The organism is Denitratimonas tolerans, from assembly GCF_037203605.1.
In the GTDB taxonomy this organism is placed as follows: domain Bacteria; phylum Pseudomonadota; class Gammaproteobacteria; order Xanthomonadales; family Xanthomonadaceae; genus Denitratimonas; species Denitratimonas tolerans.
The window spans coordinates 1-25870 of the sequence record NZ_JBBDHC010000016.1 but is presented as its reverse complement, the minus strand read 5'-3'; the positions used below and the strand labels follow the sequence as shown (position 1 = coordinate 25870).

At 68.9% G+C, this 25870-nt stretch carries 19 protein-coding genes and 1 riboswitch; of the genes, 10 read left to right on the top strand and 9 right to left on the bottom strand.

The window, feature by feature from the left end; translation table 11 throughout:
* Positions 1 to 22 precede the first annotated feature (22 nt).
* The 3 genes from WB794_RS10855 to WB794_RS10845 form a co-directional block, all read right to left on the bottom strand.
* Positions 23 to 2563 (bottom strand): ribonucleoside-diphosphate reductase subunit alpha, encoded by a 2541-nt coding sequence (locus tag WB794_RS10855; RefSeq protein ID WP_337335873.1) that lies wholly within the window; start codon positions 2561 to 2563, stop codon positions 23 to 25.
* Positions 2564 to 2767: 204 nt separating this feature from the next.
* Positions 2768 to 2980, bottom strand: a riboswitch (cobalamin riboswitch).
* Positions 2981 to 3160: 180 nt separating this feature from the next.
* Positions 3161 to 3940 carry a TSCPD domain-containing protein gene (locus tag WB794_RS10850; RefSeq protein WP_337335872.1) on the bottom strand — a complete coding sequence of 260 codons (780 nt, stop codon included), beginning with the start codon at positions 3938 to 3940 and terminating at the stop codon, positions 3161 to 3163.
* Between the two features lie 124 nt (positions 3941 to 4064).
* Entirely contained in the window at positions 4065 to 6215 is a 2151-nt protein-coding gene (locus WB794_RS10845) for an adenosylcobalamin-dependent ribonucleoside-diphosphate reductase (protein ID WP_337335871.1), read from the bottom strand.
* A 417-nt stretch (positions 6216 to 6632) separates the two neighbouring features.
* Between WB794_RS10845 and mutS the strand changes: the two genes are divergently transcribed.
* The gene (gene mutS, locus WB794_RS10840; protein WP_337335870.1) at positions 6633 to 9248 is read left to right on the top strand and encodes a DNA mismatch repair protein MutS; all 2616 of its coding nucleotides are present in this window, start codon (positions 6633 to 6635) and stop codon (positions 9246 to 9248) included.
* 120 nt (positions 9249 to 9368) lie between these two features.
* On the opposite strand, the gene WB794_RS10835 is transcribed toward mutS, so the two are convergent.
* On the bottom strand, positions 9369 to 9989 hold the full coding sequence (locus WB794_RS10835; protein WP_337335869.1) for a glutathione S-transferase family protein: 621 nt from the start codon (positions 9987 to 9989) through the stop codon (positions 9369 to 9371).
* A 136-nt stretch (positions 9990 to 10125) separates the two neighbouring features.
* Here WB794_RS10835 and WB794_RS10830 point away from each other — a divergent pair, with 136 nt between their 5' ends.
* Complete coding sequence (locus WB794_RS10830; RefSeq protein ID WP_337335868.1) at positions 10126 to 11412, top strand: O-acetylhomoserine aminocarboxypropyltransferase/cysteine synthase family protein; 1287 nt, start codon at positions 10126 to 10128, stop codon at positions 11410 to 11412.
* A gap of 101 nt (positions 11413 to 11513) precedes the next feature.
* Here the strand turns inward: WB794_RS10830 and WB794_RS10825 are convergent, their stop codons facing one another.
* Both WB794_RS10825 and WB794_RS10820 read right to left on the bottom strand, forming a co-directional pair.
* On the bottom strand, positions 11514 to 12932 hold the full coding sequence (locus WB794_RS10825) for a TolC family outer membrane protein (RefSeq protein ID WP_337335867.1): 1419 nt from the start codon (positions 12930 to 12932) through the stop codon (positions 11514 to 11516).
* A 26-nt stretch (positions 12933 to 12958) separates the two neighbouring features.
* Positions 12959 to 13615, bottom strand: a complete 657-nt coding sequence (locus tag WB794_RS10820; RefSeq protein WP_337335866.1) for a protein-L-isoaspartate O-methyltransferase family protein — start codon at positions 13613 to 13615, stop codon at positions 12959 to 12961.
* A gap of 161 nt (positions 13616 to 13776) precedes the next feature.
* On the opposite strand from WB794_RS10820, the gene mltB reads away from it, so the two are divergent.
* The 6 genes from mltB (at position 13777) to WB794_RS10790 (ending at position 19582) form a co-directional block, all read left to right on the top strand.
* Positions 13777 to 14775, top strand: a complete 999-nt coding sequence (gene mltB, locus WB794_RS10815) for a lytic murein transglycosylase B (RefSeq protein WP_337335865.1) — start codon at positions 13777 to 13779, stop codon at positions 14773 to 14775.
* Positions 14776 to 14785: 10 nt separating this feature from the next.
* Positions 14786 to 15820, top strand: coding sequence for a septal ring lytic transglycosylase RlpA family protein (locus tag WB794_RS10810; protein WP_337335864.1), 1035 nt, complete (start codon positions 14786 to 14788; stop codon positions 15818 to 15820).
* Between the two features lie 85 nt (positions 15821 to 15905).
* Entirely contained in the window at positions 15906 to 17114 is a 1209-nt protein-coding gene (locus WB794_RS10805; protein WP_337335863.1) for a D-alanyl-D-alanine carboxypeptidase family protein, read from the top strand.
* Positions 17114 to 17722, top strand: coding sequence for an RdgB/HAM1 family non-canonical purine NTP pyrophosphatase (gene rdgB, locus WB794_RS10800; protein ID WP_337335862.1), 609 nt, complete (start codon positions 17114 to 17116; stop codon positions 17720 to 17722). The genes WB794_RS10805 and rdgB overlap by 1 nt, the downstream gene beginning before the upstream one ends.
* A 30-nt stretch (positions 17723 to 17752) precedes the next feature.
* Positions 17753 to 18637 (top strand): phosphoribosylaminoimidazolesuccinocarboxamide synthase, encoded by an 885-nt coding sequence (locus WB794_RS10795; protein WP_337335861.1) that lies wholly within the window; start codon positions 17753 to 17755, stop codon positions 18635 to 18637.
* 57 nt (positions 18638 to 18694) lie between these two features.
* Positions 18695 to 19582 carry a DMT family transporter gene (locus WB794_RS10790; protein ID WP_337335860.1) on the top strand — a complete coding sequence of 296 codons (888 nt, stop codon included), beginning with the start codon at positions 18695 to 18697 and terminating at the stop codon, positions 19580 to 19582.
* A gap of 70 nt (positions 19583 to 19652) precedes the next feature.
* Here WB794_RS10790 and WB794_RS10785 read toward each other — a convergent pair whose 3' ends face one another.
* Positions 19653 to 21332 (bottom strand): hypothetical protein, encoded by a 1680-nt coding sequence (locus WB794_RS10785; RefSeq protein WP_337335859.1) that lies wholly within the window; start codon positions 21330 to 21332, stop codon positions 19653 to 19655.
* Positions 21333 to 21498: 166 nt separating this feature from the next.
* Positions 21499 to 23166, bottom strand: a complete 1668-nt coding sequence (gene oleC, locus WB794_RS10780; RefSeq protein WP_337335858.1) for an olefin beta-lactone synthetase — start codon at positions 23164 to 23166, stop codon at positions 21499 to 21501.
* 69 nt (positions 23167 to 23235) lie between these two features.
* Between oleC and WB794_RS10775 the strand changes: the two genes are divergently transcribed.
* Positions 23236 to 23874 carry a ParA family protein gene (locus WB794_RS10775; RefSeq protein ID WP_337335857.1) on the top strand — a complete coding sequence of 213 codons (639 nt, stop codon included), beginning with the start codon at positions 23236 to 23238 and terminating at the stop codon, positions 23872 to 23874.
* Positions 23875 to 23901: 27 nt separating this feature from the next.
* Here the strand turns inward: WB794_RS10775 and WB794_RS10770 are convergent, their stop codons facing one another.
* On the bottom strand, positions 23902 to 24480 hold the full coding sequence (locus tag WB794_RS10770; RefSeq protein ID WP_337335856.1) for an anthranilate synthase component II: 579 nt from the start codon (positions 24478 to 24480) through the stop codon (positions 23902 to 23904).
* Positions 24481 to 24903: 423 nt separating this feature from the next.
* Between WB794_RS10770 and bioC the strand changes: the two genes are divergently transcribed.
* Positions 24904 to 25785: a malonyl-ACP O-methyltransferase BioC gene (gene bioC / locus WB794_RS10765; protein ID WP_337335855.1), complete on the top strand. Its 882-nt coding sequence runs from the start codon at positions 24904 to 24906 to the stop codon at positions 25783 to 25785.
* The last annotated feature ends 85 nt before the right edge of the window (positions 25786 to 25870 follow it).

Sequence of the window (25870 nt, the reverse complement as noted above, 5' to 3'; positions counted from 1 at the left end):
TTCGAACGGGAGGCGGCCGGCGTCACAGCGTGCAGCCTTCGCAGGCGCCGGCGTCGCCCGCCTCGCTCATGCGTCCGCCGTCGCTCACCGAAACGCCCGAGGCGACGTTGGAGTTGTAGTAGTAGCGGGTCTTGATGCCGTACTTGAACATCGCGAAGTACTGCGCCAGCAGATCCTTGCTGCCCACCTTCTCGTCGCCGCGGATGCGCCGCCACAGGTCGGCGGAGATGGCCTGGTCGGTGAACTTCTGGAACACCGCGTAGGCCTTGAGCATGTCCACTTCCGCGATGTCCCAGGCCGACTGGTACATGCAGGCGTCATCGTCGCTGTCCGGTGCGGCCCAGCGGATGGTGACGTTGCCGTCGGTCTTGCCCAGCGTCGCGTCGCGCACCGGATAGATGGAGTTGGGCTGGCCCAGCGCCTTGGAGGAGGACTCCCCCGGCATGAAGGCGACCAGGCAGGAGTGGCCGATGCCGCCGGTCGCGATGATCTCGCGCCGCAGCGCCTCCCAGTCGTAGCGGTAGCGGAAGTCGCCGAGCGCGTCGACGCTGCGGTTGTAGGTGTCGATCGGCAGCCAGCCGTCCACCCAGCGGGTCTTGTGGATCCAGCGCGGCAGCCCGCGCTCGCGCGCCACGCGCAGCGAGGCGCGGATCGCGAAGTACATGTGCCGCTCGGCGATGCGGTGCAGCTCCTCGCGGCCCTCCGGGGTGTCGAAGCGCAGCTTCTTGCGCGCCATCGTCGTGGCCACGCCCATCAGGCCGATGCCGGCGTTCATGCGCGCCTTCGCGGTGACGCCGATGTGCGGCAGCGCGTAGTGGCTGTGTTCGATGCAGTAGTCGATCATCCTGAGGGTGAGGTACATCGCCTCCTCGTAGGCGGCATCGTCGTCCTCGGGGAGGTTGTCGCAGGCGATCGCGCCCAGCGAGCACAGCGCCACCTCCGGCTCGGCGTAGGTTTCCAGGATGCGGCTGACGACGAAGGTCTCGCCCGCCTCGCTGGTGACCTGTTCGCCTTCTTTGAGCTCGCCGGCGAAGATGCTCCGGCCGTTGCGGGTCAGCGCGGCGCTGAAGTCGAGCCGGCGGCGCTCGCCGCCCAGCAGCTCCACCTCGATCCAGCCCACCTCGCGATCCGAATACAGGTCGCGCATGTCCCGGTAGGGCCGGTTCGGCTCGCAGATTTCCAGGCACAGGTTGGAGGAGTGGATCGGCTCCTTGAACGGCGTGTGGCGGTTCATCTCGTCGATGTTCGCAAGGTAGGCCACGCCGGTTTCCAGCGCCTCGTTGAGCGAGGTGAGCAGCAGCTCGCGCGGCTGGAACCACTCCTTGCGGAACGCCGGATCGGCTTCCAGGCGCTCGTACTCGCGGCGGAAGCCTTCCGCGTCGTCGCTGAAGAACAGCGCGGTCAGGCGCGGCGCGGTGTAGACGTTGAAGGAAAACGCGCGCTCGTTCTTCGCGGCTTTTTCCGCGAACAGGCGGTTGGTCACCAGGGCGTAGTGCAGGTCGCGGTTCTTGCGGTCCTCGGTGCTGCGCGGATTGCGCAGGTGCGCGATGACCTCGGCCTCCGGGTCGAACCCCGAGTAGTAGGTGGTGCAGGCGCCGCCGCGCCCGGCCTGCATGTTGGCGTGCACCGCCTTGCCCAGCGCCGCGTAGTAGGGCAGCTTGCCCATGTGCTCGATCAGCCCGCCGCGCACCGGATCGCCCTTGCTGCGGGTGACGAGGTGGCTGCCGATGCCGGCCGAGGAGGCCGTCATGCGGTAGGCGATGTGGTCGCCGATCGCAAGCGAAGCCTCGCTGTCGCCGGCAACGTACAGGCAGCACGAGGCGAAGCCGCGCAGGCGGGTGCCGAGGTTGACGTAGTTGGGCGTCGGCGCGGAGATCTTCTTCTCCGCGAAGGCGCGATAGAAGCGCCGCACCAGGTCGATGCGCGCGTCCCTCGGCGCCTGCTCGGCGAGCGCCATCGCCATGCGCAGGTAAACGAACTGCTGGGTCTCGTACTCCTGCCCGGTGGCGCGGTTCTGCAGGCTGTACTTGCGGCGGATGTAGTGCAGCGCGAAGTGCGGGGTGTCGTAGTCGCGCGCGTGGTCGATGATGCCCTCCAGCGCCGCGTAGTCGTCCGCGTCGTAGTCGAGCCGCACCATCACGCCGTCGGCCACCATGCGCGCGTGCAGCTGCGCGACGGTGGGAATGCCCGCGCCGTGGATGCTCTTGTGCAGGTGCGGCGCATACAGCCTTCCGGCCATGCGGTAGTACGACCAGGTGCCCATGTCCAGGCAGTTCTGGATCAGCTTTTCCTGCAGCTCGGCGCTGGACACCGTTTCGGGCATCGCGCTCATCACGTTGATGACGATGCGGCTCCAGTCCACCTTGTCGCCGAACGCCGAGGCCGCCCACTCGCCCCAGCCGTTGAGCTTGCGCGGGATGTAGGGCTCGGTGCTGCCATCGCGCTTGCGGATGGTGCGCGAGAACGCGGGGCGCTGCGCGGGCGCGGGCGGCTCGGCCGGCGGCGCAGCGGGCGGCTCGCCTTCGTTCAGGGAAAGCAGTTCGGTCAGATCCATCGCTGGCATGTGCATCTCTCCTGCGGCCAGACGGCCGCACACGGTCCAGAACCTGCTCCCTCGCGCAGGGCGTGTGGATCGTGCTTCGGCGAATGCGTGCGCCGGCGCGCGGACCTTCGTCACGCGCCTGCGACACGCCTCCCCGCGGAAGCGGTCACCTGCGCCGGGCGTGGTATCAGCATCGGTCATCGGCGTCTCACCGCCTGAGACCGGGCCTTTCCCGGCGTGTCGGCAGGTCTTCGGACTCGCGGACGCGGGCTCTCGCCCTCCTACTCGGCTTGGCTTCCCAGGTGCTGCGACCCAGTGCCGTTGACGCCTTTCGCTTCCACTTACCGCTGCGGGGCAGTTCCGGGTTTGCACCGGATTCCCTATTCAGCCTGCCCGCGCTGCACCGCGGGCCAGGACACCGACCGACACAAGATATTGGGGTGAACTGGCCGCGTCAACACAAGATGGACCCATGCGGCGCGCACGGAGCGACATCATCGGAAAGTGCGCCAGCTGCCCTCGGCGGCGCGCGCATACGGGTGCGCGCCGCGCGTCCGCGGCGGGAGTCAGGCGGTACCGGATCGGGCGCGGATCACGGGCGCGCGGGCCACGCCCGGCTCACCCGCACTTGCTGTATCCGCAGTTCAGGCAGGTGGCGCAGCCGTCGAGGATGACCAGCGCCTTGGCGCTGCACTTGTGGCAAATCGTGGCGGAAGGCGGGAAGCTCGCGCCTTCGCCGGTGACCTCGATGTCTTCCGAATCGCCGGGGGCGGCGTCCGAGGCGGGCACCGGCGCGGTCAGGGTGCCGGCGTCAGGCTTTTTTTTTGAGCGGTCCTCGACGGCACGGCGCTTTTCCGCGATCAGGGCGCGCTGTTCGTCGCTCAGATCCGGGTCGTGCATGAGGCCGATGGCCTTGAGGTGGTCCTCGATGATGCCGCCCAGGTCGGCCACCAGCGAGGGCATGTAGACGCCGCCGCCCTTGAAGTAGCCGCCGCGCGGATCGAACACGGCCTTCATCTCCTCCACCAGGAAGGTGACGTCGCCACCCTTGCGGAACACCGCGGACATGATGCGGGTAAGCGCCACGATCCACTGGAAGTGCTCCATCGACTTGGAGTTGATGAAGATCTCGAACGGACGGCGCTGCTCGTGCTCGGTGCCGGGATTGAGCACGATGTCGTTGATGGTGACGTACATGGCGTGTTCGACCAGCGGCGGCTTGATCTTGTAGGTGCTGCCGATCAGGACTTCCGGGCGCTTGATGCGCTCGTGCATCTGGATCACGTTGTCTTCCGGCTCGGCGGCCGGCGCGCTGGTGGCGGCGGGAAGCTCCCTGGCCGTGTCTTCGGGACGAAGGACGGCGTATCCCTTGATCTTCTGGGTGATCCTGACGGTCATGTAACGAAACTCCGGTCAAACGGTGCTGCATGGATTCGGATGCCGCGGCGGGCGCGTCGGCGCGGCTGGAACCGGGACGCACGGGGCGCGTCTGCGCGCGCCGCCGTGCTCCGGCGCAGGGCATTCAGAACTTGCCGTAATAGCCTTCCTTCAGGGCATCGAACAGGTTGGCGGCGGTGTGCAATTCGCCGTCGTACTCGATCTCTTCGTTGCCTTTCACTTCCACCACCGAGCCGTCTTCCAGCTCGAAGCGATAGACGGTGCTTTCCAGATCGGACTCCTTCACCAGCACGCCCTGGAAGGCGGCGGGGTTGAAGCGGAAGGTGGTGCAGCCCTTCAGCCCCTGCTGCCAGGCGTAGCGGTAGATGTCCTTGAACTCCTCGTAGGGGTAGTCGGTGGGGACATTGGCGGTCTTGGAGATGGAGGAGTCGACCCACTTCTGCGCCGCAGCCTGCACGTCCACGTGCTCCTTCGGGCTGATGTCGTCGGCGGCGATGAAGTAGTCGGGGAGCCTGGCGGCAGCGTCCTCGGCGTAAGGCATCGCCTTCGGATTGACCAGCTCGCGGTAGGCCAGGAGCTCGTAGGACCACACGTCGACCTTTTCCTTGGTCTTCTTGCCTTCGCGGATCACGTTGCGGCTGTAGTGGTGGGCGAAGCTGGGCTCGATGCCGTTGGAGGCGTTGTTGGCCAGCGACAGCGAGATGGTACCGGTGGGCGCGATCGAACTGTGGTGGGTGAAGCGGCAGCCGGTTTCGGCCAGCGCCTCGACCAGCTCGGGTGCCACCTCGGCGACCTGCTGCATGTAGCGGCTGTACTTGGCGTGCAGCACGCGGCCGGGAATTTCCTGGCCGACCTTCCAGCCGTCGCGCACCATTTCCGGGCGCTTGCGCAGCATCGCGGCGTCGACGGTGAAGAGCACGTCCATGATCGGTGCCGGACCCTTTTCCCGCGCCAACGCCAGGCCGGTTTCCCAGCCGGCCAGCGCCATCTCGCGCGAAACGCGCTCGGTGAACTCGCAGCTCTCGGGGCTGCCGTACTTCATGCGCAGCAGGGTGAGCGTGCTGCCGAGGCCGAGGAAGCCCATGCCGTGGCGGCGCTTGTGGAGGATTTCCTCGCGCTGGCGCTCCAGCGGCAGCCCGTTGACCTCGACCACGTTGTCGAGCATGCGGGTGAACACGCGCACCACTTCCCGGTATTCGTCCCAGTCGAAGGAGGCGCGCTCGGTGAAGGGATGGCGCACGAACTTGGTGAGGTTGACCGAGCCCAGCAGGCAGGCACCATAGGGCGGCAGGGGCTGTTCGCCGCAGGGGTTGGTCGCGCGGATGTTCTCGCACCACCAGTTGTTGTTCATCTCGTTGACGCGGTCGATCAGGATGAAGCCCGGCTCGGCGTAGTCGTAGGTGGATACCATGATCATGTCCCACAGGTGCCGCGCCTTGATGTGGCCGTACACCCGGCAGGCCACGCGCCCGTCGTCGCGCACGATGTAGTTCTTCTGCACCGGCCACTCGCGCCACAGCACCTGGGCGCTGTCGGACAGGTCCACGTCGCCCTTTTCCTGGGCGTTGAGCGGGAACACCAGCGGCCAGTCGCCGTCGCGTTCGACCGCCTGCATGAAACCGTCGGTGATCAGCAGCGAGAGGTTGAACTGGCGCAGCCGCCCGTCCTCGCGCTTGGCGCGGATGAAGTCCTTCACGTCCGGATGGGAGACATCGAAGGTGCCCATCTGCGCGCCGCGCCGCCCGCCGGCCGAAGACACCGTGAAACACATCTTGTCGTAGATGTCCATGAAGGACATCGGGCCGGAGGTGTAGGAGCCGGCACCCGCGACGAAGGCCCCCTTGGGGCGCAGGGTCGAAAACTCGTAGCCGATGCCGCAGCCCGCCTTCAGGGTGAGGCCGGCCTCGTGGACCTTCTCCAGGATCCCGTCCATCGAGTCCTCGATGGTGCCCGAGACGGTGCAGTTGATCGTGCTGGTGGCCGGCTTGTGTTCCTGCGCGCCGGCGTTGGAGGTGATGCGCCCGGCCGGGATCGCGCCGCGGCGCAGCGCCCAGGTGAAGCGCTCCATCCAGTACTTCTGCAGTTCCGCGGTCGGCTCGGCATCGGCCAGCGCCTTGGCCACGCGCCGGTAGGTGCCGTCGATGTCGGCATCCAGCGCCACGCCCTGCTTGGTCTTGAGGCGATACTTCTTGTCCCAGATGTCGGCCGACGCCGGCTGCATCGCAATGTCCTGTGTGGTGTCCGTAACCACGGCCTCCAGCCTCGCGGTGCTCATGCCCGTTGTATCTCCCGTTTGTTCATTGTTCTGACCGAGGTGCCGACCCGGCGAGGATCGGCTTCGGAAACGCGCGCCGGCTGCCGTGCGGCGCTGCCTGCCCGTGCACCGGCAGTCACCCCGCGCCCTTGCCGCACGCCCCTCCGGCACCGCTCCCGCACACCACAGCGCTCCGTTTGCGCCACAAGTTGTTGGGTCTGGTCATCGGATCGAACCACAACATCTTGTGGATCGACCGGGAGACCATAGCCCCCGCTCCGGGGCCAAGTCAATGTCAAATTTCGTGCGCCCGCCCTTGCATTCCGTCACGCTTCTGATCCATCAAGCCGCTGCGCCATTTGCGCCCGCCGACGCAGCCGCGCGGGCCGCCGCGGCGGCTCCTGTACCATGCGGTGCCCGCCCCGTCGCTGATGCCCGATGAGTTCCCCCCGCGCCCCGAAGGACGCCGCTCCCGAACACACGCCGCTGATGAAGCAGTACTTCTCGGCCAAGGCCGAGCATCCGGAGGTGCTGCTGTTCTTCCGCATGGGCGACTTCTACGAGCTCTTCTACGACGACGCGCGGCGCGCGGCAAAGCTGCTCGACATCACCCTCACCCAGCGCGGCAGCTCGGGCGGCGCGCCGATCCCGATGGCCGGGGTGCCGGCGCATTCGCACGAGGGCTATCTCGCGCGCCTGGTGGCGCTGGGCGAATCGGTCGCGATCTGCGAGCAGATCGGCGATCCGGCACAGGCCAAGGGGCTGGTGGAACGCCGCGTGGTGCGCATCGTCACGCCCGGCACCGTCACCGACGAAGCCCTGCTGGACGAGCGCCGCGACACCCTGCTGATGGCCCTGGCACCGGCGCGCGAGGGGTATGGGCTGGCCTGGGCGGATCTTTCGAGCGGGCGGTTTTTCGTCAACGAAGTGGAAAGCGACGACGCGCTCGCCGCGGAACTGGCGCGACTGGAACCGGCCGAACTGCTGCTTCCCGACCAGGACAGCCTGCCCGAGTGGCTCGGCGCGCAGGCGGGCGTTCGACGCCGCGCGCCCTGGCTGTTCGACGCCGAGGCCGCACGGCGCGCGCTGACGCGCTTTTTCCGGGTGCACGATCTCGCAGGCTTCGGGCTGGACGCGCGCCCGCGCGCCACCGCCGCGGCCGGGGCGCTGCTGGCCTACGTCGAGGAAACCCAGAAGCAGCGCCTGCCGCATCTTTCGTCCATCGCCTTCGAGTCGGCCGAGGACGGCATCGCGATGAACGCCGCCACGCGCCGCCATCTGGAGCTGGATTCGCGCGTGGACGGCAACCTGCGCCACACCCTGCTGGGCGTGATCGACACCAGCATCACCCCGATGGGCGGACGCCTGCTGCGGCGCTGGCTGCACCGCCCGCTGCGCGACCAGCGCGTCCTGCGCGAGCGCCACCATGCGGTGGCGACCCTGCTGGATACCGGCGTCCTGGAACCGCTGCGCGAACGCTTCCGCGCGCTCGGCGATCTCGAACGCATCCTCGCGCGCGTCGCCCTGCGTTCGGCCCGCCCGCGCGATCTTTCCACCCTGCGCGACGGGCTGGCGGCGCTGCCGGACATTCGCGCTGAACTTTCGCCGCTGGATTCCCCGCGCCTTTCCGCGCTCGCCGCGGAGCTGGGCGAACACGGCGACAGCGCCGAGCTGCTCGCGCGCGCCGTGATGGCACAGCCTCCGGTCCTGCTGCGCGACGGCGGCGTCATCGCCGATGGCTTCGATGCGGAACTCGACGAACTGCGCCGCCTGGCCACCAACGCCGACCAGTTCCTGCTCGACCTGGAGGCCCGCGAACGCGCTGCCACCGGCATCGCCACGCTCAAGGTCGGCTACAACCGCGTGCACGGCTACTTCATCGAGATCAGCAAGGGGCAGTCGGACAGGGCACCGCTGCACTACGCCCGCCGCCAGACCCTGACCGGCGCCGAGCGCTACATCACCGAGGAGCTGAAAACCTTCGAGGACAAGGTGCTGGGTGCGCGCGAACGGGCGCTGGCGCGCGAGAAGGCGCTCTACGAGGAACTCCTCGACGCGCTCAACCAGTCACTGGAGCCGCTCAAGCGCTGCGCCGCCGCGCTGTCGGAACTCGATGCGCTGTGCGCGTTTTCCGAACGCGCGCTGGCGCTCGACTGGTCCTGTCCCGTGCTCACCGATTCGCCCGGCATCCACATCGAGCGCGGCCGCCATCCGGTGGTGGAAGCGGTGCGCGAGGAGCCCTTCGAGCCCAACGATCTCGCGCTTTCACCCGAGCGCCGCATGCTGGTCATCACCGGCCCCAACATGGGCGGCAAGAGCACCTACATGCGCCAGAACGCGCTGATCGTGCTGCTCGCCCACATCGGCAGCTTCGTGCCCGCCGCCGCGGCGCGCATCGGGCCGATCGACCGCATCCTCACCCGCATCGGTGCCGGCGACGACCTGACGCGCGGCCAGTCGACCTTCATGGTCGAGATGAGCGAGACCAGCTACATCCTGCACCACGCCACCGAACATTCCCTGGTGCTGATGGACGAGATCGGCCGCGGCACCTCCACCTACGACGGCCTCGCCCTGGCCGAAGCCTGCGCGCGCCACCTGGCGCAGGCCAACCGCGCCTTCACCCTGTTCGCCACGCACTATTTCGAGCTCACCGCGCTGGCGAACGAGCCGGGCGCGGGCATCGCCAACGTGCACCTCGATGCGGTCGAACACCGCGATTCGCAGGGCAACGAGCGCCTGGTGTTCATGCACGCGGTGCGCGAAGGCCCGGCCAACCGCAGCTTCGGCCTGCAGGTGGCCGCCCTCGCCGGCCTGCCGCGCCCGGTCATCGCGCAGGCCAAGGGTCTGCTCGAACGCCTCGAATCGGGCATGGCCGCCAGCCTCGACGCAGCGGCCCCCGCCGCCAGCGCCGCGCCCGCATCGCCGCAGCTTGGCCTGTTCGCCCCGCCGATGCCTTCCCCGGTGGAAGAAACCCTGCGCGGCCTCGATCCCGACGCGATGAGCCCGCGCGAGGCGCTGGACCTGCTTTATCGGATGAAGAAGATGGTTTGACGATCTGTCGGTACGCCTTTCAGCCGGTGAGCCAACCTGCTGACACCGGCCCGCCCGGACACCGCGCAACGCGCCCGGTGCTGGCTGATACCAATTGGACGAAGCCACGAAGGCGCAGGACTAGCGCCCCGCCTGCTGCGCCGCCATCAGCGCCTCATCCCGCGCCAGCGCCTTCAGCGCTGCCGGGCGCTCGGCGTGGTGGGCGCAGAAGGTTTCGAAGGCGGGCAGGCGGTCGAGCATGCCGAACTGCATGTAGAAGTTCAGGTAGGCGGTCATGTAGAGGTCGGCGGCGGTGAAGCGGTCGCCGGCGAGGTGGGTCTTCCCGGCCACGGCCTGCTCCAGCACGCGGACCACATCACCTTCGGCACCGTAGCCGGCGCTGGTGGGCGGGGCCAGAGCACCGGCGTGTTTGGCGGTCAGCAGGGCTTCCAGCGGGCCGGCAAGGAACAGCAGCCAGCGGTAGTACGGGCCGCGTTCGGCGCTGCCGGGCGGTGGAGCGAGGCGCTTTTCCGGCACCAGGTCGGCCAGGTACAGGCCGATGGCGACGCTTTCGGTGACGACGGTGTCGCCGTGGCGCAGCGCCGGCACCTTGCCCATCGGATTGATCGCCAGGTACTCGGGGGCCTTCATCGTGCTGGCGTAGTCGAGCAGGACTTCCTCGTAGGGCAGGCCGGTCTCCTCCAGCATCCAGCGCGCGATGCGGCCACGGGACATGGGGTGGGTATAGAAGGTCAGGTTCATGGCGCGGATCTCGCTGGGTGGGCGGACAGTATCGCGCCGCTCATGGCTGAATTCGCATCATCACATGTCGTTTCGTATCGACCCGGCTGATAACCTCGCGGCATGATGGCGATCTCCCTCCCCGACGGACGCCGCCATGAGCCGCGAAAACTGGAAGCCCGAAACCATCGCCGTGCACGGCGGCTATTCGCCCGACCCGACCACCCGTTCGGTGGCGGTGCCGATCTACCAGACCGTGGCCTACGCCTTCGACAGCGCGCAGCACGGCGCCGACCTGTTCGACCTCAAGGTGCCGGGCAACATCTACACCCGCATCATGAACCCGACCCAGGACGTGCTCGAGCAGCGCGTCGCGGCATTGGAAGGCGGCATCGCGGCGCTGGCGCTGGCTTCCGGACAGGCCGCAATCACCTACGCCATCCTCACCATCGCCCAGGCCGGCGACAACATCGTTTCGGCCGGAACGCTGTACGGCGGCACCTACAACCTGTTCGCCCACACCCTGCCGCAGTACGGGATCGAGGTGCGTTTCGCCGACTACCGCGATCCGGAATCCTTCGCGCCGCTGATCGACGCGCGCACCAAGGCGATCTACGTCGAGTCCATCGGCAACCCGCTGGGCAACGTCACCGACATCGAGGCGCTGGCGAAGATCGCGCACGCGCACGGCGTGCCGCTGATCGTGGACAACACCGTCGCAACCCCGCACCTGCTGCGTCCGATCGAGTTCGGCGCGGACATCGTGATCCACTCGCTCACCAAGTACCTGGGCGGGCACGGCAACAGCATCGGCGGGGCGATCGTGGACTCTGGCAAGTTCCCCTGGGCCGAGCACAGGGCGCGCTTCCCGCGCCTCAACGAGCCGGACGTGAGCTATCACGGCGTGGTCTATACCGAGGCACTGGGGCCGGCGGCCTTCATCGGCCGCGCGCGCGTGGTGCCGCTGCGCAACACGGGCGCGGCGATCTCGCCGTTCAACGCCTTCCTGATCCTGCAGGGCATCGAAACCTTCACCCTGCGCATGGAGCGCATCTGCGAAAACACCCTGAAGGTGGCGCAGTACCTCAAGAACCATCCCAAGGTGTCGTGGGTGAACTACGCCGGCCTGCCCGATCACCCCGAGCACGCGCTGGCGCAGAAGTACCTCAAGGGCCAGGGCTCGGGCCTCTTCACCTTCGGCCTGCCGGGCGGGCGCGCGGCCGGCGAGAAGTTCCTCGATGCGCTCAAGCTCTTCCTGCGCCTGGTGAACATCGGCGACACCCGCTCGCTGGCCACCCACCCGGCCTCCACCACGCACCGCCAGCTCTCGCCCGAGGAAATGATCAAGGCCGGCGTCAGCGAAGACACGGTGCGCCTGTGCGTGGGCATCGAGCACATCGACGATCTGATCGCCGACCTGGAACAGGCGCTGGCGCAGGCCTGAGCGCCTCGCCCGGGCACCGGCGGCCCGCCCGAGTCCGATGACTCGGGCGGGCCGGGTTGAAGTGGAACGCGTGATGGAACGGTGGCGCGGCGGTGCCGCGATCAGCCTTCGGCCGAATCGCCGCCGTCGGCCAGCGCGGCCTCGGCGTCGCGCACCAGATAGCGGTTGGTCTCGGCCACGTCCTCGATGCCGATGACACCGGCCGCCTGCTTGAGCCGCAGGGTGTTGACCAGGAAGTTGTGGCGGGCGCTGGAATAGCTGCTCTGGGCCTGGAACAGCACCTGCTGGGAGAGCAGCACGTCGACGATGGTGCGGGTGCCGACCTCGAAGCCGGCCTCGGTCGCTTCCAGCGCGCTGCGCGCCGACACCACGGCCTGCCTGCGGGCCTCCACTTCGCTGATGCCCGCCTCCAGCGCGCGATAGGCGTTGCGGGTCTGGCGCAGGATGGCGCGCTGGTTCTGGTCGTAGCGCAGCGCGTTCTGGTCGCGCGCGTTGATCGCGAGCTTCACCTGCGACTGGGTGGCGAAGCCGGAGAAGATCGGCACCACCAGGTTCACTCCGACGCGCCAGTCGTCGCCCTGGCTGTTGCTCGGGATGATGCCGGCCGCACCGGCCGATTCGCCCCAGCCGTAGCTGCGGCCGCGGCTGGCGGAAGCGGACAGATAGGGCAGGTGGCCGGCACGCGCGGTGGAAACATCCAGCTCGTCGGCCTGCGCGGAAAGCGCCTGCGCGCGCAGCGTGGGGTTCTGGTCCATGGCCAGCTGCACCCAGGCATCGACGCCCGAGGGCGAAGGCCGCGCCGGGCTGAAGTCCTCGCCCAGCCCGCGCAGGTTTTCCAGCGGCTGGCCGATGATCTGGATCAGCGCCTCGCGCGAGTCTTCCAGCGCCACCTCGGCGCTGATCGCGCCGGCGCGCGCGCTGTCGTAGCGCGCCTGGGCTTCGTGCACGTCGGTGATCGCGGTCAGGCCGACTTCGAAGCGCTGCTCGGCCTGGTCGAGCTGGCGCTTCACCGCGCGCTCTTCGGCGCGCGCGAACACCAGCGCGTCGATCGCGGTGAGGTTGCCGAAGTAGGCTTCGGCGACGCGCACGATGAGGTTGTCGTTTTCGGCGTCGTACTGCACTTCGCTCACTTCACCGCGCTTGCGGGCCGCGCGCAGCTGGGTGTAGTTGGCGTGGTTGTAGATCGACTGGTTGAGCTGCAGGCCGTAGTTGCGGCCGCTCGAATGCGAGCTGGTGTTGGTGGTGGACACGATCGGCGGGTCCACCGACAGCACGCGCTCGCCCGAGGTATCCGTGCCGCTGCGCGAGTAGCCGGCAGAACCGGACAGGGTGGGCAGCAGATTGGCGCGGCTCTGTGTGACGCGCAGCTGTCCGGCCTCGCGCGAGGTGTCGGCGATGGCCAGCTGCGGATCGCTGTCGCGGGCCAGGGTGTAGGCCTGCATCAGGTCGGCCGCGGCGGCGCTGCCGCCTGCGGTGAGCAGCAGCGCGGTGGCGATCAGGGAAATTCTTGGCAGGGACATGCGAAAGCTCCTGGAAAGGGTGTCGATCAAAGCGCGAAGCGCGGCGAGGGTTCGGCTCCGACCAGGTAGGGCACCTCGGTCTCGAACAGGCCTTCCTCGACGGCATGGCCCTGCGCGGTGCGGCGATAAAGCACGGCCTGCTGCACCGGCGAGTGGCCCTGCACCACGAACAGGCGTCCGCCGGGCTTGAGCCAGGGCAGGAAGGCCTGCGGCAGCGTCGCGACGGCACCGCCAACGGCCACGGCGTCGAAGCTGCGGCCCGGGTCGAATGCCAGCGCATCGGCCTGTTCAACGCGGATGTTGGTCAAACCCGTCGCGCCGAAGCGGGCGCGGGCGCGCTCGACGAAATCGGCGTGAATGTCGATGCTCACCACGTCGCGCGCCAGCGTGGCCAGGCAGGCGGTGAGATAGCCGCTGCCGGTGCCCACTTCCAGCACGTCGTCGGTCGGTGCCAGTTCCAGCGCCTGCAGCAGGCGGCCTTCGAGCACCGGCTTGAGCATGAACTCACCGTGCTCCAGCGGCAGCGCCAGATCGGCGAAGGCCACGCGGCGATAGCGCGAGGGAACGTAGTCCTCGCGGAAAATCGCGCCCATCGCATCGAGCACGCGCGGGTCGAGGACGTCCCAGGGCCGAACCTGGTGGTTAACCATGAAGTGACGGGCCTGTTCGAAATCGAGCGACATCGGATTGCCTTGGTGCGAACGGAAGCGGGCCGGTGATTTTACCAGCGTATCGGAGCCGGACGCCGAAACGCAGTGCCGGAAGTCAAGGGTCGTTGGGGTGGGCGTCAGGGGCCGCCAGCGCGGCGTGTACACTGCGCCCGATTCCCCTTGCGCGCACCCCCATGTTCCGATTCCCGATTGCCGCCATTTCCGCTGCCCTGATCCTCGCCTGCGCCACCGCGACAGCGGCACCGGCGGGCGAACTGGAGCCGGAAGTGCGCGCCGCCTTCCTGGCCCAGGTCCAGGCGCAGCACGGGATCGCGCCCGAAGACGCCGGAGCGCTGCTGGACAGGGCGCGCTACCAGCAGAGCATCATCGATGCGATCACCCGGCCGGCCGAAGCCAAGCCGTGGAAGGACTACCGCCCGATCTTCCTGACCACCGACCGCATTGCCAAGGGTCAGGCTTTTCTGGCCACGCACCAGGACGCACTGCGCGAGATCGAGGCGAAAACCGGCGTGGCGGCACCGATCCTCGTGGCGATCCTGGGCGTGGAAACCGGCTATGGCGCGAATACCGGGCGCTACAAGGTGCTCGATGCGCTCTACACGCTGGGCTTTTTCTACCCCAAGCGCGCCGACTTTTTCCGCAGCGAGCTGGCGCACGCCTTTGCCCTCGCGCGCGAGGAGCGGCTCGATCTGGATTCGATCGTCGGCAGCTACGCCGGAGCGATGGGCTGGGGCCAGTTCATCCCGTCGAGCTACCGCGCCTATGCGGTGGACGGCGACGGCGACGGCCAGCGCGACCTGTGGAACTCGCTGCCCGACGTGCTGGCCTCGGTCGCCAACTATTTCGCCGCGCACAAATGGCAGGCCGGTGAGCCGGTCGCGGTGCGCGCGGTGCGCGCGAGCGACGCGCAGGAGTTCGTGCCCGATTCGCTGGAAGCCAGATACTCGCTGCCCGAACTGGCCGCACGCGGCTACCGCCCGGCCGAAGCCATCGGCCACGCGGCACCGGCCACCCTGCTCAGGCTGGAGGGGGCGAACGGCCCGGAATACTGGATCACGTTCAACAACTTCTACGTGATCTCGCGCTACAACCGTTCGCCGCTGTATTCGATGGCCGTGCTGCAGCTCGCCCAGGCCATCGCCGGCACCGACAGTCCCGCGCTGGCGCGGTGAGGCGCGCAGGATGTCTGGCAGTCCGGACAGCCTCCTGCCGCGCCGGCTCCTGCCGGTGGCGCTGCTGTCGATTGCCCTGGCCGCGTGCGGCGGCAAGGCGGTCAAACCATCCACACCCGAGGCCGGCCACCGCGCGGCGCGCGCCCACGGCACGCGGCCGCCGCCGGTCACGCGCGCGCGGCCCGACAAACCGGGCGAATACACCGCCGGCGGCCTCTACCGCCCGGGCGTGTCCGACGGCGGCCCGGCGATCCCGCCCGACATCAGCCATCTGGTCGAACCCGAGCCCACCGGCGAGGCACCGGCGCGCTACGGCAACCGCTCGCCCTACACGGTGCTGGGCAAGGACTACCACGTGCTGCCCAGCGCGCAGGGCTATGTCGCGCGCGGCATCGCCTCCTGGTACGGCAACAAGTTCCACGGTCGCGCAACTTCGAGCCTGGAGCCCTACGACATGTACCAGTTCAGCGCGGCCCACAAGAGCCTGCCGCTGCCCACGCACGTGCGCGTGACCAATCTGGAGAACGGGCGCAGCGTGGTGGTGCGGGTGAATGATCGCGGGCCCTTCCACGAAGATCGCCTGATCGACCTTTCCTATGCGGCGGCGGTGAAGCTGGGCGTTCACGTGAACGGCACCGCGCCGGTGGAAATCCGCGCGCTGCAGCGCGGCGTCACGCCACCGCCTCCGCCTGCGGCGATGCCGCCGGAAGCGGCCTGGGCCGCGGCGCGCGCCGGCGTGGTGCCGATCGCGCGCGGCCCGACCGTTCACGTCACCGCTCCCACGCCGGCGGCCGCACCCGAAGTGGACGCCGGGCGCTTCTGGCTGCAGGTCGCCAGCTTCGGCGAGGCCGCCAACGCCCAGCGTCTGGTCGAGCGACTCACGCATGCCGAGGTGGTGCCGGTGTCGGTGCAGCCGGCGCAGGTCTCCGGACGTACCGTGTATCGGGTGCGGGTCGGGCCACTGCCCTCGCGCCACCGCAGCCTTGCGGTGTCCGACACCCTGCACGCGATGGGCCTGGGCGTGCCGACCCTGATCACCCAATGACGCGACGGCCTGGTGCCGCGATAATGCGCCTTCCCGTTCCGTGCGCCGGGCGCACGGACACCCTTCGCATGGACTGCCTCACGACATGAACGTCAAGAACCTTCTGGCCGGCGCGCTGCTGGTCGTTTCCGTCTGCGCCACGGCGCAGGAACCTGCGGCACCGCGCCCGGTCGCAAACCTTCCCACGCCCACCGCGCAGCCGCTGGTGACGCCGGCTCCGCCGTCGGTCAACGGCAGCGCCTGGATTCTGGTCGACGATGCCACCGGTCAGGTGCTTGCCGAAAGCAACATGGACACGCGGGTCGAGCCGGCCAGCATCACCAAGGTGATGACCTCCTACGTGGTTTCGGCCGAGCTGGAAGCGGGCAAGATCTCGCTCGACGACGAGGTGCCGATCAGCGAAAACGCCTGGCGCGGCGGCGGCGGCGGTACGGACGGGTCCACCAGCTTCCTGCCGGTCAACAGCAAGGTGAAGCTGGGCGACCTGCTGCACGGCATGATCATCCAGTCCGGCAACGACGCCTCGATCGCGCTGGCCGAATACGTGGCCGGCAGCGAGCCCGCCTTCGCCGACCTGATGAACGCCTACGCCAAAAAGCTCGGCTTGAACGACACCCACTACGTCAATTCGCACGGGCTGTCCGCGCCGGACCACTACACCACCGCGCACGACATCGCGCGCCTCTCGCAGGCGTTGATCCGCGACTTCCCGCGCGAATATGCGGTGTATTCGCAGAAGGAATTCACCTTCAACGGCATCCGTCAGCACAACCGCAACTCGCTGCTGTGGAAGGACGCCGCCATCGACGGCATCAAGACCGGCCACCACTCCGCCGCCGGCTACTGCCTGGCGGCCTCGGCCAAGCGCGGCGACCAGCGCCTGATCAGCGTGGTGATGGGTTCCAGCGGCGAAAAGCAGCGCGCCGAGGACAGCTATGCCCTGCTCAACTGGGGCTTCCGCTTCTTCGAGACCCACCGCCTCTACGACGCCGGCCAGACAGTCAGCGAACCGGCGCTGTGGAAGGGCGAATCCGCGACGCTGGCGCTGGGCCTGGCCGAACCGCTGCTGCTCACCGTGCCGCGCGGACGCTACGAAGAAGTGAAGGCCGAAATGGATCTGCCGCGCCAGCTCGTGGCCCCGTTCGCCAAGGGCCAGGGCGTCGGCACCCTGCGGCTTTCTCTCGATGGCAAGGTGCTGGCCGAGCGTCCCCTGATCGCGCTGGCCGACGCCCCCGAAGGCGGATTCTTCAAGCGCATCAGCGACGGCTTCTGGCTGTGGTGGGAGTCCGACTGATGGAACCTGCCGCGCGCCTGGTTCTGGCCAGCCACAACGCCGGCAAGCTCGCCGAGCTGCGCGCGCTGCTGGGCGCGGCCGGCATGACGGTCGTGCCGCAGGCGCAGTTCGGCATCGACGAGGTCGAGGAAACCGGCGCCACCTTCGTGGAAAATGCGCTCATCAAGGCGCGCCACGCCAGCCGCATCTCGGGGCTGCCGGCATTGGCCGATGATTCGGGCCTGTGCGTGGACGCGCTCGGCGGCGCGCCGGGACTGCATTCGGCGCGCTACGCCGGCTCGGACGGCGACGCGCAGGCCAACATCCTGAAACTGCTCGACGCGTTGGCCGGAATTCCCGACGCCCACCGCGGCGCGCACTTCCACTGCACCCTCGTGCTGCTGCGCCACCCGGACGATCCCGCGCCGCTGGTCTGCGAAGGCCGCTGGCGCGGGCGCATCCTGCACGCCCCGCAGGGCGAGGACGGCTTCGGCTACGACCCGGTGTTTTTCGACGAGGCCAGCGGCCAGAGCGCGGCCGAGCTCAGCCGCGAGGAAAAGGCCGCGGTCAGCCACCGCGGCCGGGCGCTGCGGCAGCTGATGGCGGCGCTGGCGCGCGAACCGCTCTAGAGTGTTTCCCTTCCATCGCATGGACGCCCCGTGACCACCACGCTGCATACTTCCGACCTGCCCGGCCTCGAACTCCTGCATCGGGGCAAGGTGCGCGATGTCTACGCGCTCGACGCCCAACGCCTGCTGATGGTCGCCACCGACCGGCTTTCGGCCTTCGACGTGGTGCTGCCCGACCCGATCCCGGGCAAGGGCGAGGTGCTGACGCGGCTGTCGAACTTCTGGTTCGGCAAGACCGCGCACCTGATGCCCAACCACCTGCTCGACGCGGCACCGGAAAGCGTCCTGCCCGAGGGCGTGGATGCATCGCTGTATCGCCACCGCAGCGTGATCGCGCGCCGGCTGCGGGCGCTGCCGGTCGAAGCGGTGGTGCGCGGCTACCTGATCGGCTCGGGCTGGAAGGACTACCGCGCCACCGGCGCGCTGTGCGGCATCGCGCTGCCGGCCGGCCTGCGCCAGGCCGAGCGCCTGCCCGAACCGATCTTCACGCCCTCCTCGAAGGCCGCGGTCGGCGAACACGACGAAAACATCTCCTTCGACCGCGTGGTGGAACTCATCGGCAGCGAGCTGGCCGAGCGGGTGCGCGAGGCGACGCTTTCGATTTACCGCTTTGCCGCCGATTTCGCCGCGCAGCGAGGCATCATCATCGCCGACACCAAGCTCGAATTCGGGCTGGACGAAGACGGCACGCTGCGGGTGATGGACGAGATGCTCACGCCAGATTCTTCGCGTTTCTGGCCGGCCGAGGAATACCGGGTCGGCAGCAGCCCGCCCAGCTACGACAAGCAGTTCGTGCGCGACTGGCTGGAAACCCGGGACTGGAACAAGACCGCGCCCGGCCCGCGCCTGCCCGAGGCGGTGATTGCCGGCACCCAGGCCCGCTACGCCGAAGCGCTGCGGCGGCTGACGGCATAACCCGATGACTGCCTCTCCCCCATCGCCGATGGGGTAGAGCGGGAAAAACACCCCCCCATGCCCCGCACCCACCTCCTGCTCGTACTCACCATCTGTCTGGTCTGGGCGATCAACTTCCTGACCTCGGCGATGGCGCTGCGGGAAATTCCGCCGCTGCTGTTCTCCGCGCTGCGCCTCATGCCGCTGATGGTGCTGCTGCTGCCGTGGATGGCGCGCCCGCCGCAGGGGCGCTGGCTGGCGCTGATCACGGTGGCGCTGTGCAACGGTGCGCTGCACTTCGGGCTCAACTTCTGGGCCATCCGCGAGGCCGGCAACCTGGCCTCGCCCGCCATCGTGCTGCAAAGCTACATCCCGATGGCGGTGGTGCTCGCGGCGATCTTCCTCGGCGAAAAGATCGGGTGGCGCACCTGGACCGGGGTCGGCGTGAGCTTTGCCGGCGTGCTGGTGCTGGGCTTTGATCCGATCGTGCTGCAGGCCCCGTTCGCGCTGTTCCTGATGCTCGCCTCGGCACTGTCGCTGGCGGTGGGCACCGTGGTCATGCGCCGGCTCACCGGCATGCATCCCATCGGCGTGCAGGGCTGGACCGCGCTGATCGCGGTCGGCCCGCTGCTGCTGTGGAGCCTGGGCGTGGAAAGCGGGCAGTGGGACGCGATCCGCAACGCCTCGCCAACGGCCTGGTTCGGCGTGGTCTGGGCCACGCTGGCGGCCTCGCTGCTGGGCCACAGCCTGTTCTACTGGCTGGTGCAGCGCCATCCGGTGTCCACGCTCACGCCCTACCTGCTGATTTCCCCGGTGATCGCGGTGGCGCTGGGCATCGTTTTCTGGGGCGACCGCCCCGGCCCGCGCCTGTACCTGGGCGCGGCGATGGTGCTGGGCGGGGTGCTGTTCATCTCGCTGCGCGCCCGGGTGCGCGCGCGCAAGCTGCCCGAGCCCACCGACATCTGACACCCGGAAAAGAGCCGCGCCCGGGAACAGGCCGGGCGCGGGGTGCACGATGCACCGAGAGAGAAAGCGATTACCAGCAGGCCGGGCGCGCGCTTTCCATGCCGTCGGAGAACAGGCAGACGTGGTCCTCGGTGGCCCCCTTGAGGGCGGTCACCGTGGGGTCGAAGTCGGTGCCGTTCCATTTCCGGGTGCCGATCAGCGCCAATCGGTCGCCGAAGGCTCCCGACGCGACCATGTCGAACGGCCGCGACCACCAGGTAGTGGTGTCCGGGTCGGAGGCGGAATAGTCGACCTTCAGCTGCGTGTACAGGCGGTTGCCGTCCTGGCCGAACTGCTGCACCAGGGTATGGACGTGCCGGTCGGGCTCCCCGAACAGAGGGAGGCCGTTCTGCTGGAAGCGCTGCGCCACCGCCAGGTCTCGATTGGAGCGCTCGACGATCGCTACCGGGATCGCGGCGGGCATGTAGACGGGGATCGTCAACAATGACCGCGGCGGATCCACCAGACAGGCCCGCGTCGTGTGATTGGCATTGCCGGCGCAGAAGCTCGTGTCCCAGGTTCCGTCGTTGCCGAGCCGCCCCATGATCATGGGCTTGGCATCGGCGCTGTCGGTTGCCGACCAGCCCGCATAGACGAGCTTGCCGCCGTAGCCGGAGCCGTTGCGCAGCACCGCCAGCGCCGTCACGGCGTCGGCCTTGCTTCCGGTGTTGTCGCTCTCGTAATAGACATCCCGCCAGTTCCAGCCGCTGATCGTGGCGCCCGTGGTCGGGTTCAGGCCGAGGATGAAGCCGTCGCTGTCGGGATTTGCGCGCATCACCTCGCCACCGACGTACAGCCGCTGTCCGCCCGTCGCGCTCGCGGGCGTCAGCGCCATGGCGTTGATGGCCGCCGTCACGCCCGTGGCTGCGGCCCACGACGGCAGTCCGATCACGTGGCCGTTGGTACCGAACGTGGTCACCGGCGTTCCGCCCGATGACCCGGTTGCGCCGGCGGGCTGCATCAGGGTGACCGCCAGCTCGGTGCCGCGATCGGCATTGGTGATTTTCGCGGCGACAAAAAGGCCATAGCGCTTGTCGTAGAGCAGGCGCGTGGGCGTGGCGGCCGTGCGCGGGGCGGTCAGCGGATACGACAGCTTGCCGCCGGAGGTCGGACTGTGGCACGTGGTCCCCGCCTCCAGGCGATGGCAGCCCACCCGTTTCTCACCCGCGTGCAGGATGTAGAGCTCGCCGTACTGACCCATCGCCACATCGGCGATGGAGCTGCTGGCATTCTCGGCCTGCAGCCAGCCGTTGGTGCCGAAGTCCAGGTCAAGCGCCCCGTTGACCTTGAGGCGCGTCACCATCACCTTCTCCAGCGTATTCGCCGCGTTCTTCTGGCGGACAGCGACGTAGTAGCCGAGGTGGACGGGAATCGGGATCGGAGGATTCCCGATGGTCGCCGAGCCCATCCACGGAAACACCCGGATGCCGTCCTCGACGTCGGACCAGCCCGTATTCACGGGCGGTTCGATGGACCTCATGCCGGTGACGCTGAACCCGGTATCGAACTCCAGCCCCGGCGCTGCCGCCAGCGCCGCGGCGACCATTTCGATCGCCTGCTCCTCGTCGATCTGCTGCTTGTGTTGCGAATCGGGCGCATCGGCAGCCAGCGCCGCACCGAACGCGAACAGCGCGATCAGGGGCAGGTAGCAAATCTGTCTCATGATGTTTCTCTCCTGAAAGTGGACTGGGCGCGTCATCAGCGCGCTCATCAGGTAGAAACACGGGTTCATGGAAGAACATGACACGGCGGACGGAGCGGGCGCGTTCCGGATCGGCCTGGAACCGGGCAGGATTCCATCAGCGGCGTTGCGAATGGACGTTGAATCCGCCGCCGCAGCTTCACGTACGAAACGAATCCGCAGCAAGCTGCGCGGCTCAGCGCATTCTCGCACTCGCCCAGCGCGCCAGCGCCTCGCGCCCGATCTTGGCGTTGTGGCGGATGTCCACCGGGAACCTGGGGTGGAACAGGAGGCGCTGCACGCGCGCGGTGTGCGGGTGGCGTTGGCCGAGGTTGAGGAGTTCGGCCTCGATGCGCTCGCGCGCGGCCTCGGCCGTGCCGGGCTCCAGCTCCACGCACAGCACGGGCATTTGTGCGCCTTTTTCGCCTACGCCGACCAGGGCGCTGCGGCGCACCGCGGCATGGGTATTGAAGACCGGCTCCACCTGCTCGGTGTAGAGCGGGCCGTCGGCCGCCTCCACGCGCTGGCTCTTGCGCCCGCAGAACCACAGCCGCCCGCCCTCGTCGATCCAGCCGAGGTCGCCCATGCGGTGCAGGATGCGGCTGCTGCCGTCGGCGAGGGTTTCGCGGATCTTGGCCTGCGCCGTGGCCTCGGGGCGGTTGAAGTATTCGTCGGTGGCGGTGGGGCCGGCGACGACGATTTCCCCGACGTCGCCCGGTGCCGCCAACAGCTCGTCGCGCCACTGCGCGATGGGCTCGTCCACGATGCGGATGATGCGCACGTCGTTGGGTGCCACCGGGCGACCGACGCAGGTGCCGGCACCGGCCTCGGTGGCGGCGCGCGTGGCGCGCAGCTCGCGCCCTTCGATCAGGGCCACCGGCAGGCATTCGGTGGCACCGTAGGGCGTCCAGATGTTGGCGTCCTCAGGCAGCATCGCGGCCATGCGCGCCACCACCGCCGGCGGCACCGGCGCGCCGGCGGACATCACCCGGCGCAGGGTGGCAAGCCTCACGTCGTGGGCTTCCCCGTAGCGGCTGAGGGTATCGAGCAGCGCCGGCGAACCGAACATCTGGGTGACGCCGAAGCGCCGGATCGCGTCGATCAGCTTGCGCGGGTCGGCCTGCGCCGGGCGGGTCGGGTCCATGGCGGGGATGACGCTGGTGATGCCGAGCGCAGGGTCGAACAGCGCGAACGGCGGAAAGGTCGGAAGATCCACGCCGCCCGGCTCGATGCCGAGCATCTGCCCGAGCATTTCGACCTGCGCGACGAAGTGCCGATGCCGATACACCACGCCCTTGGGCACGCCGGTGGAGCCTGAAGTGAACAGGATCGCCGCGATCTCGTCGGGCGCGGTGTCCGCCAGGGTGAAGTCTTCGCCGGCGCTTTGCGCCATGAGCCCGTCGAGCGTGTGGCCGCCCCAGAACCAGCGCCGCCCCACGGTGAGGTTGATCCGGCAGCTCCTGCGCGCCCAGCCGAGCACGACGCGCGCCGCATGCGCCAGCGGGATGCCGATGAAGGCGGTCGGCGCCGCCTCGTCCAGGCACTGCTTGAGCGCGCGGCGGTTGATGCCCGGATCGATCAGCACCGGCACCACGCCGGCCTTGAACATGGCGAACATCAGCAGGAACAGTTCCGGCGAGGGCCGCACCATCAGCGCGGCGCGGGTGCCGCGCACGATGCCGGCGCGCGCCAGCGCCGCGGCGATGGCGCTGCTGCGTTCCTCCAGCGCCCGCCAGGAAAGTTCGATGCCGTAGCGCACCTGTCCGTCCGGCCCGACGCCGGTGGGACAGCGGATGGCGATGGCCTCGGGCTGGCGCGCGGCCATGCCGGGCAGGGCGGCGGCGATATTGCAGGGACTGTTCATTGCGCCAGTCTACCGGCGGGGCGATGCGGCTCGCGCTAAAGTGGCGGCGTATCCCGACCGGAGCGACGCATGTTCCGCATCCTCGTGGCCAGCGCCAAGGGCGGCGTCGGCAAGACCACCATCTCCACCACGCTCGCCGGTGCCTTCGCCACCCAGGGCAAGGCCACCGCGCTGGTGGACGCCGATCCGCAGGCGTCTTCCCGCCACTGGTGCGAGCGGCGCGGCGCGGCGGGCGGCGTGGCCGGCGTGGACGGCACCCGGCGCAAGTGGGCGCGGCGCGTGCCCGACGGCACCCAGCGCGTCGTGATCGACGCCGCCGCCGGTGCCATGCCCAAGGATCTCGAAGGCTTTCTGGAAGTGGCCGACGCGGTGCTGGTGCCGGTGCTTCCCACGGTGATGGACATGGAAGCCACGGTGCGCTTCCTCAACGCGCTGGCCGAACATCCGCGCGTGGCGCGCGGCGCGCTGCCGGTGGGGCTGGTCGCCAACCGCCTGCGACCGTGGACCCAGGCCTCGCAGCAGGCCATCGCCCAGCTTTCGCAGTGGCCCTGTGAGCTGGTCGCGCAGCTGCGCGATACCCAGGCCTATGCGCTCATGGTCGGGCTGGGCAAATGCCTGTTCGATTACCACTCGCAGAACGTGCGCGAGCACCAGCAGGACTGGGTGCCGCTGCTGCACTGGCTGGAGCACGCACGCCGGGGCGGATGACCGCCGGACGCGGAGCCCGCCGCCCGGTCAGCGCTCCAGGAAGTTCCGCAAGAGCGCGTGGCCGTGCTCGGTGAGGATCGACTCGGGATGGAACTGCACGCCCTCCACCGGATACTCGCGGTGGCGGATGCCCATGATCTCCTCCATCGAGCCGTCCGGGTTTTCCGTCCAGGCGGTGACTTCCAGCGCCTCGGGCAGACTGGCCTTGTCCACCACCAGCGAGTGGTAGCGCGTGGCCTCGTAGTCGTCCGGCAGGCCCGCAAACACCCCGGTGCCGCGATGGCGGATGCGCGAGGTCTTGCCGTGCATGATCCTGCCGGCGCGCACCACCGTGCCGCCGTACGCCTGGCCGATGCTCTGGTGCCCGAGGCACACGCCCAGGATCGGCGTGATCGGCCCGAGGCGCTCGATCATCTCCAGCGACACCCCCGCCTCGTTGGGCGTGCACGGCCCCGGCGAGATCACGATGTGGCTGGGTGCCAGCGCGCGGATCTCGTCCACCGTCAGCGCATCGTTGCGCTCCACCCGCACCTGCGCCCCCAGCATCTGGAAGTACTGCACGAGGTTGAAGGTGAAGCTGTCGTAGTTGTCGATCATCAGCAGCATGGCGCGTCCATCTTCCTGATTCCAAATACACATAGGCACCGCGGACCTCGTGGATACCCGCTTCGATACCCGCAAATTCGCAACCTGCCCCACTCGCAAGCCGGTCATTCTGCAGCACAAAGGCATGGATGTCGCATGACGACAGCCAGCGGCGGTTGGGCAAAGTTGCGCCTCGGGCAACCCGAGGGCTCCAGTCGAAGCACCGGAAGTGGCGGATGCACGCGGCTGGCAAGTTCAGCGAGCGCCGGAGAGCCTGCCGCTCCGTCGACATCGCGATGCTCCTTTGCTGTTGCTGCCCGCCGGGATCACCGCCACAGCCACCATGGTCTGATTGCGCGCAAAACCAGACCAAATCGGTCCCGGTTCACTACAATGCGATCCCCTCCGGCCGCCCGCCGCCGCACGCCACCTCGCTCCCGAACCATGCCGCACGCTCCCTTCGACCCGCCCTCGATCCGCCGCGGCTTCGACCGCGCCGCGCGCGGCTATGCGCGGCACGCGGCGCTGCAGCAGGAGGTGGAGGCGCGGCTGCTGGATCTGCTGGACTACGTGAAGACGCCGCCGGCGCGCATCCTGGACGTGGGCTGCGGGCCGGGGACGGCGGCGCGGGCGCTGAAGAAGCGCTGGCCGAAGGCACAGGTGGTGGCGCTGGACGGCTCGCTGGCGATGGCCGATCAGGCGCGGCGCGCGGCCGGACGCTGGCGGCCGGACTACGCCGTGGTGTGCGCCGATGCCGCCGCGCTGCCCTTTGCCGGCGGCAGCTTCGACCTGATCGTCTCCAATCTGGCGTTGCCCTGGATCACCGATCTACCGGCACTGTTCGCGCAGTGGCGCGCGGTGCTCAATCCGGGCGGCTTCGTGGCCTGCTCCAGCCTCGGTCCGGAAACCCTGGACGAGCTGCGCGAGGCGTTTGCGGAAGATCCCGCGCCGCACGTCCACGCCTTCGCGCCGATCCAGCATCTGGGCGACGCGCTGCTGGCGGCGGGATTCCGCAACCCGGTGCTCGATGCCGACCGCTTCACCCTCACCCATCCCACGCTCGAGGCGCTGATGGCCGACCTGCGCGGCGCCGGCGGCGGCAACGCGATGGCGGAGCGGCGCCGCAGCCTGACCGGGCGCGGGCGCATCGAGGCCGCGCGCGCGGCGTATGAAGCCTTCCGCACAGCGGACGGCCTGCTGCCCTCCACCTGGGAAGTCGTCTACGCCCACGCCTTCGCGCCCGAGCACGGCCAGCCGGTGCGCCAGGCCGGACACGACCTGGTGTCGGTGCCGCTTTCGCGCATTCCGATCCGGCGCAGGTCGTAACCGAAGCAGCGGGGCGCGGATTCTTCCCGTGCCCTGGGGTGACCCTGGACGCCCGGCCCGCCGGCTTGCATGCCGGCGGGCGTTC

Bases quoted from the DNA above. Each gene is read 5' to 3' on its own strand.
- rdgB (WP_337335862.1), top strand. From the start codon at position 17,114: ATGGAACCTGCCGCGCGCCTGGTTCTGGCCAGCCACAACGCCGGCAAG.
- WB794_RS10825 (WP_337335867.1), bottom strand. From the start codon at position 12,932: ATGTCCCTGCCAAGAATTTCCCTGATCGCCACCGCGCTGCTGCTCACC.
- WB794_RS10845 (WP_337335871.1), bottom strand. From the start codon at position 6,215: ATGAGCACCGCGAGGCTGGAGGCCGTGGTTACGGACACCACACAGGAC.
- WB794_RS10775 (WP_337335857.1), top strand. From the start codon at position 23,236: ATGTTCCGCATCCTCGTGGCCAGCGCCAAGGGCGGCGTCGGCAAGACC.
- WB794_RS10785 (WP_337335859.1), bottom strand. From the start codon at position 21,332: ATGAGCGCGCTGATGACGCGCCCAGTCCACTTTCAGGAGAGAAACATC.
- WB794_RS10820 (WP_337335866.1), bottom strand. From the start codon at position 13,615: ATGTCGCTCGATTTCGAACAGGCCCGTCACTTCATGGTTAACCACCAG.
- WB794_RS10805 (WP_337335863.1), top strand. From the start codon at position 15,906: ATGAACGTCAAGAACCTTCTGGCCGGCGCGCTGCTGGTCGTTTCCGTC.
- mltB (WP_337335865.1), top strand. From the start codon at position 13,777: ATGTTCCGATTCCCGATTGCCGCCATTTCCGCTGCCCTGATCCTCGCC.
- WB794_RS10855 (WP_337335873.1), bottom strand. From the start codon at position 2,563: ATGCCAGCGATGGATCTGACCGAACTGCTTTCCCTGAACGAAGGCGAG.
- WB794_RS10770 (WP_337335856.1), bottom strand. From the start codon at position 24,480: ATGCTGCTGATGATCGACAACTACGACAGCTTCACCTTCAACCTCGTG.
- WB794_RS10830 (WP_337335868.1), top strand. From the start codon at position 10,126: ATGAGCCGCGAAAACTGGAAGCCCGAAACCATCGCCGTGCACGGCGGC.
- bioC (WP_337335855.1), top strand. From the start codon at position 24,904: ATGCCGCACGCTCCCTTCGACCCGCCCTCGATCCGCCGCGGCTTCGAC.
- WB794_RS10850 (WP_337335872.1), bottom strand. From the start codon at position 3,940: ATGACCGTCAGGATCACCCAGAAGATCAAGGGATACGCCGTCCTTCGT.
- WB794_RS10790 (WP_337335860.1), top strand. From the start codon at position 18,695: ATGCCCCGCACCCACCTCCTGCTCGTACTCACCATCTGTCTGGTCTGG.
- WB794_RS10810 (WP_337335864.1), top strand. From the start codon at position 14,786: ATGTCTGGCAGTCCGGACAGCCTCCTGCCGCGCCGGCTCCTGCCGGTG.
- mutS (WP_337335870.1), top strand. From the start codon at position 6,633: ATGAGTTCCCCCCGCGCCCCGAAGGACGCCGCTCCCGAACACACGCCG.
- oleC (WP_337335858.1), bottom strand. From the start codon at position 23,166: ATGAACAGTCCCTGCAATATCGCCGCCGCCCTGCCCGGCATGGCCGCG.
- WB794_RS10835 (WP_337335869.1), bottom strand. From the start codon at position 9,989: ATGAACCTGACCTTCTATACCCACCCCATGTCCCGTGGCCGCATCGCG.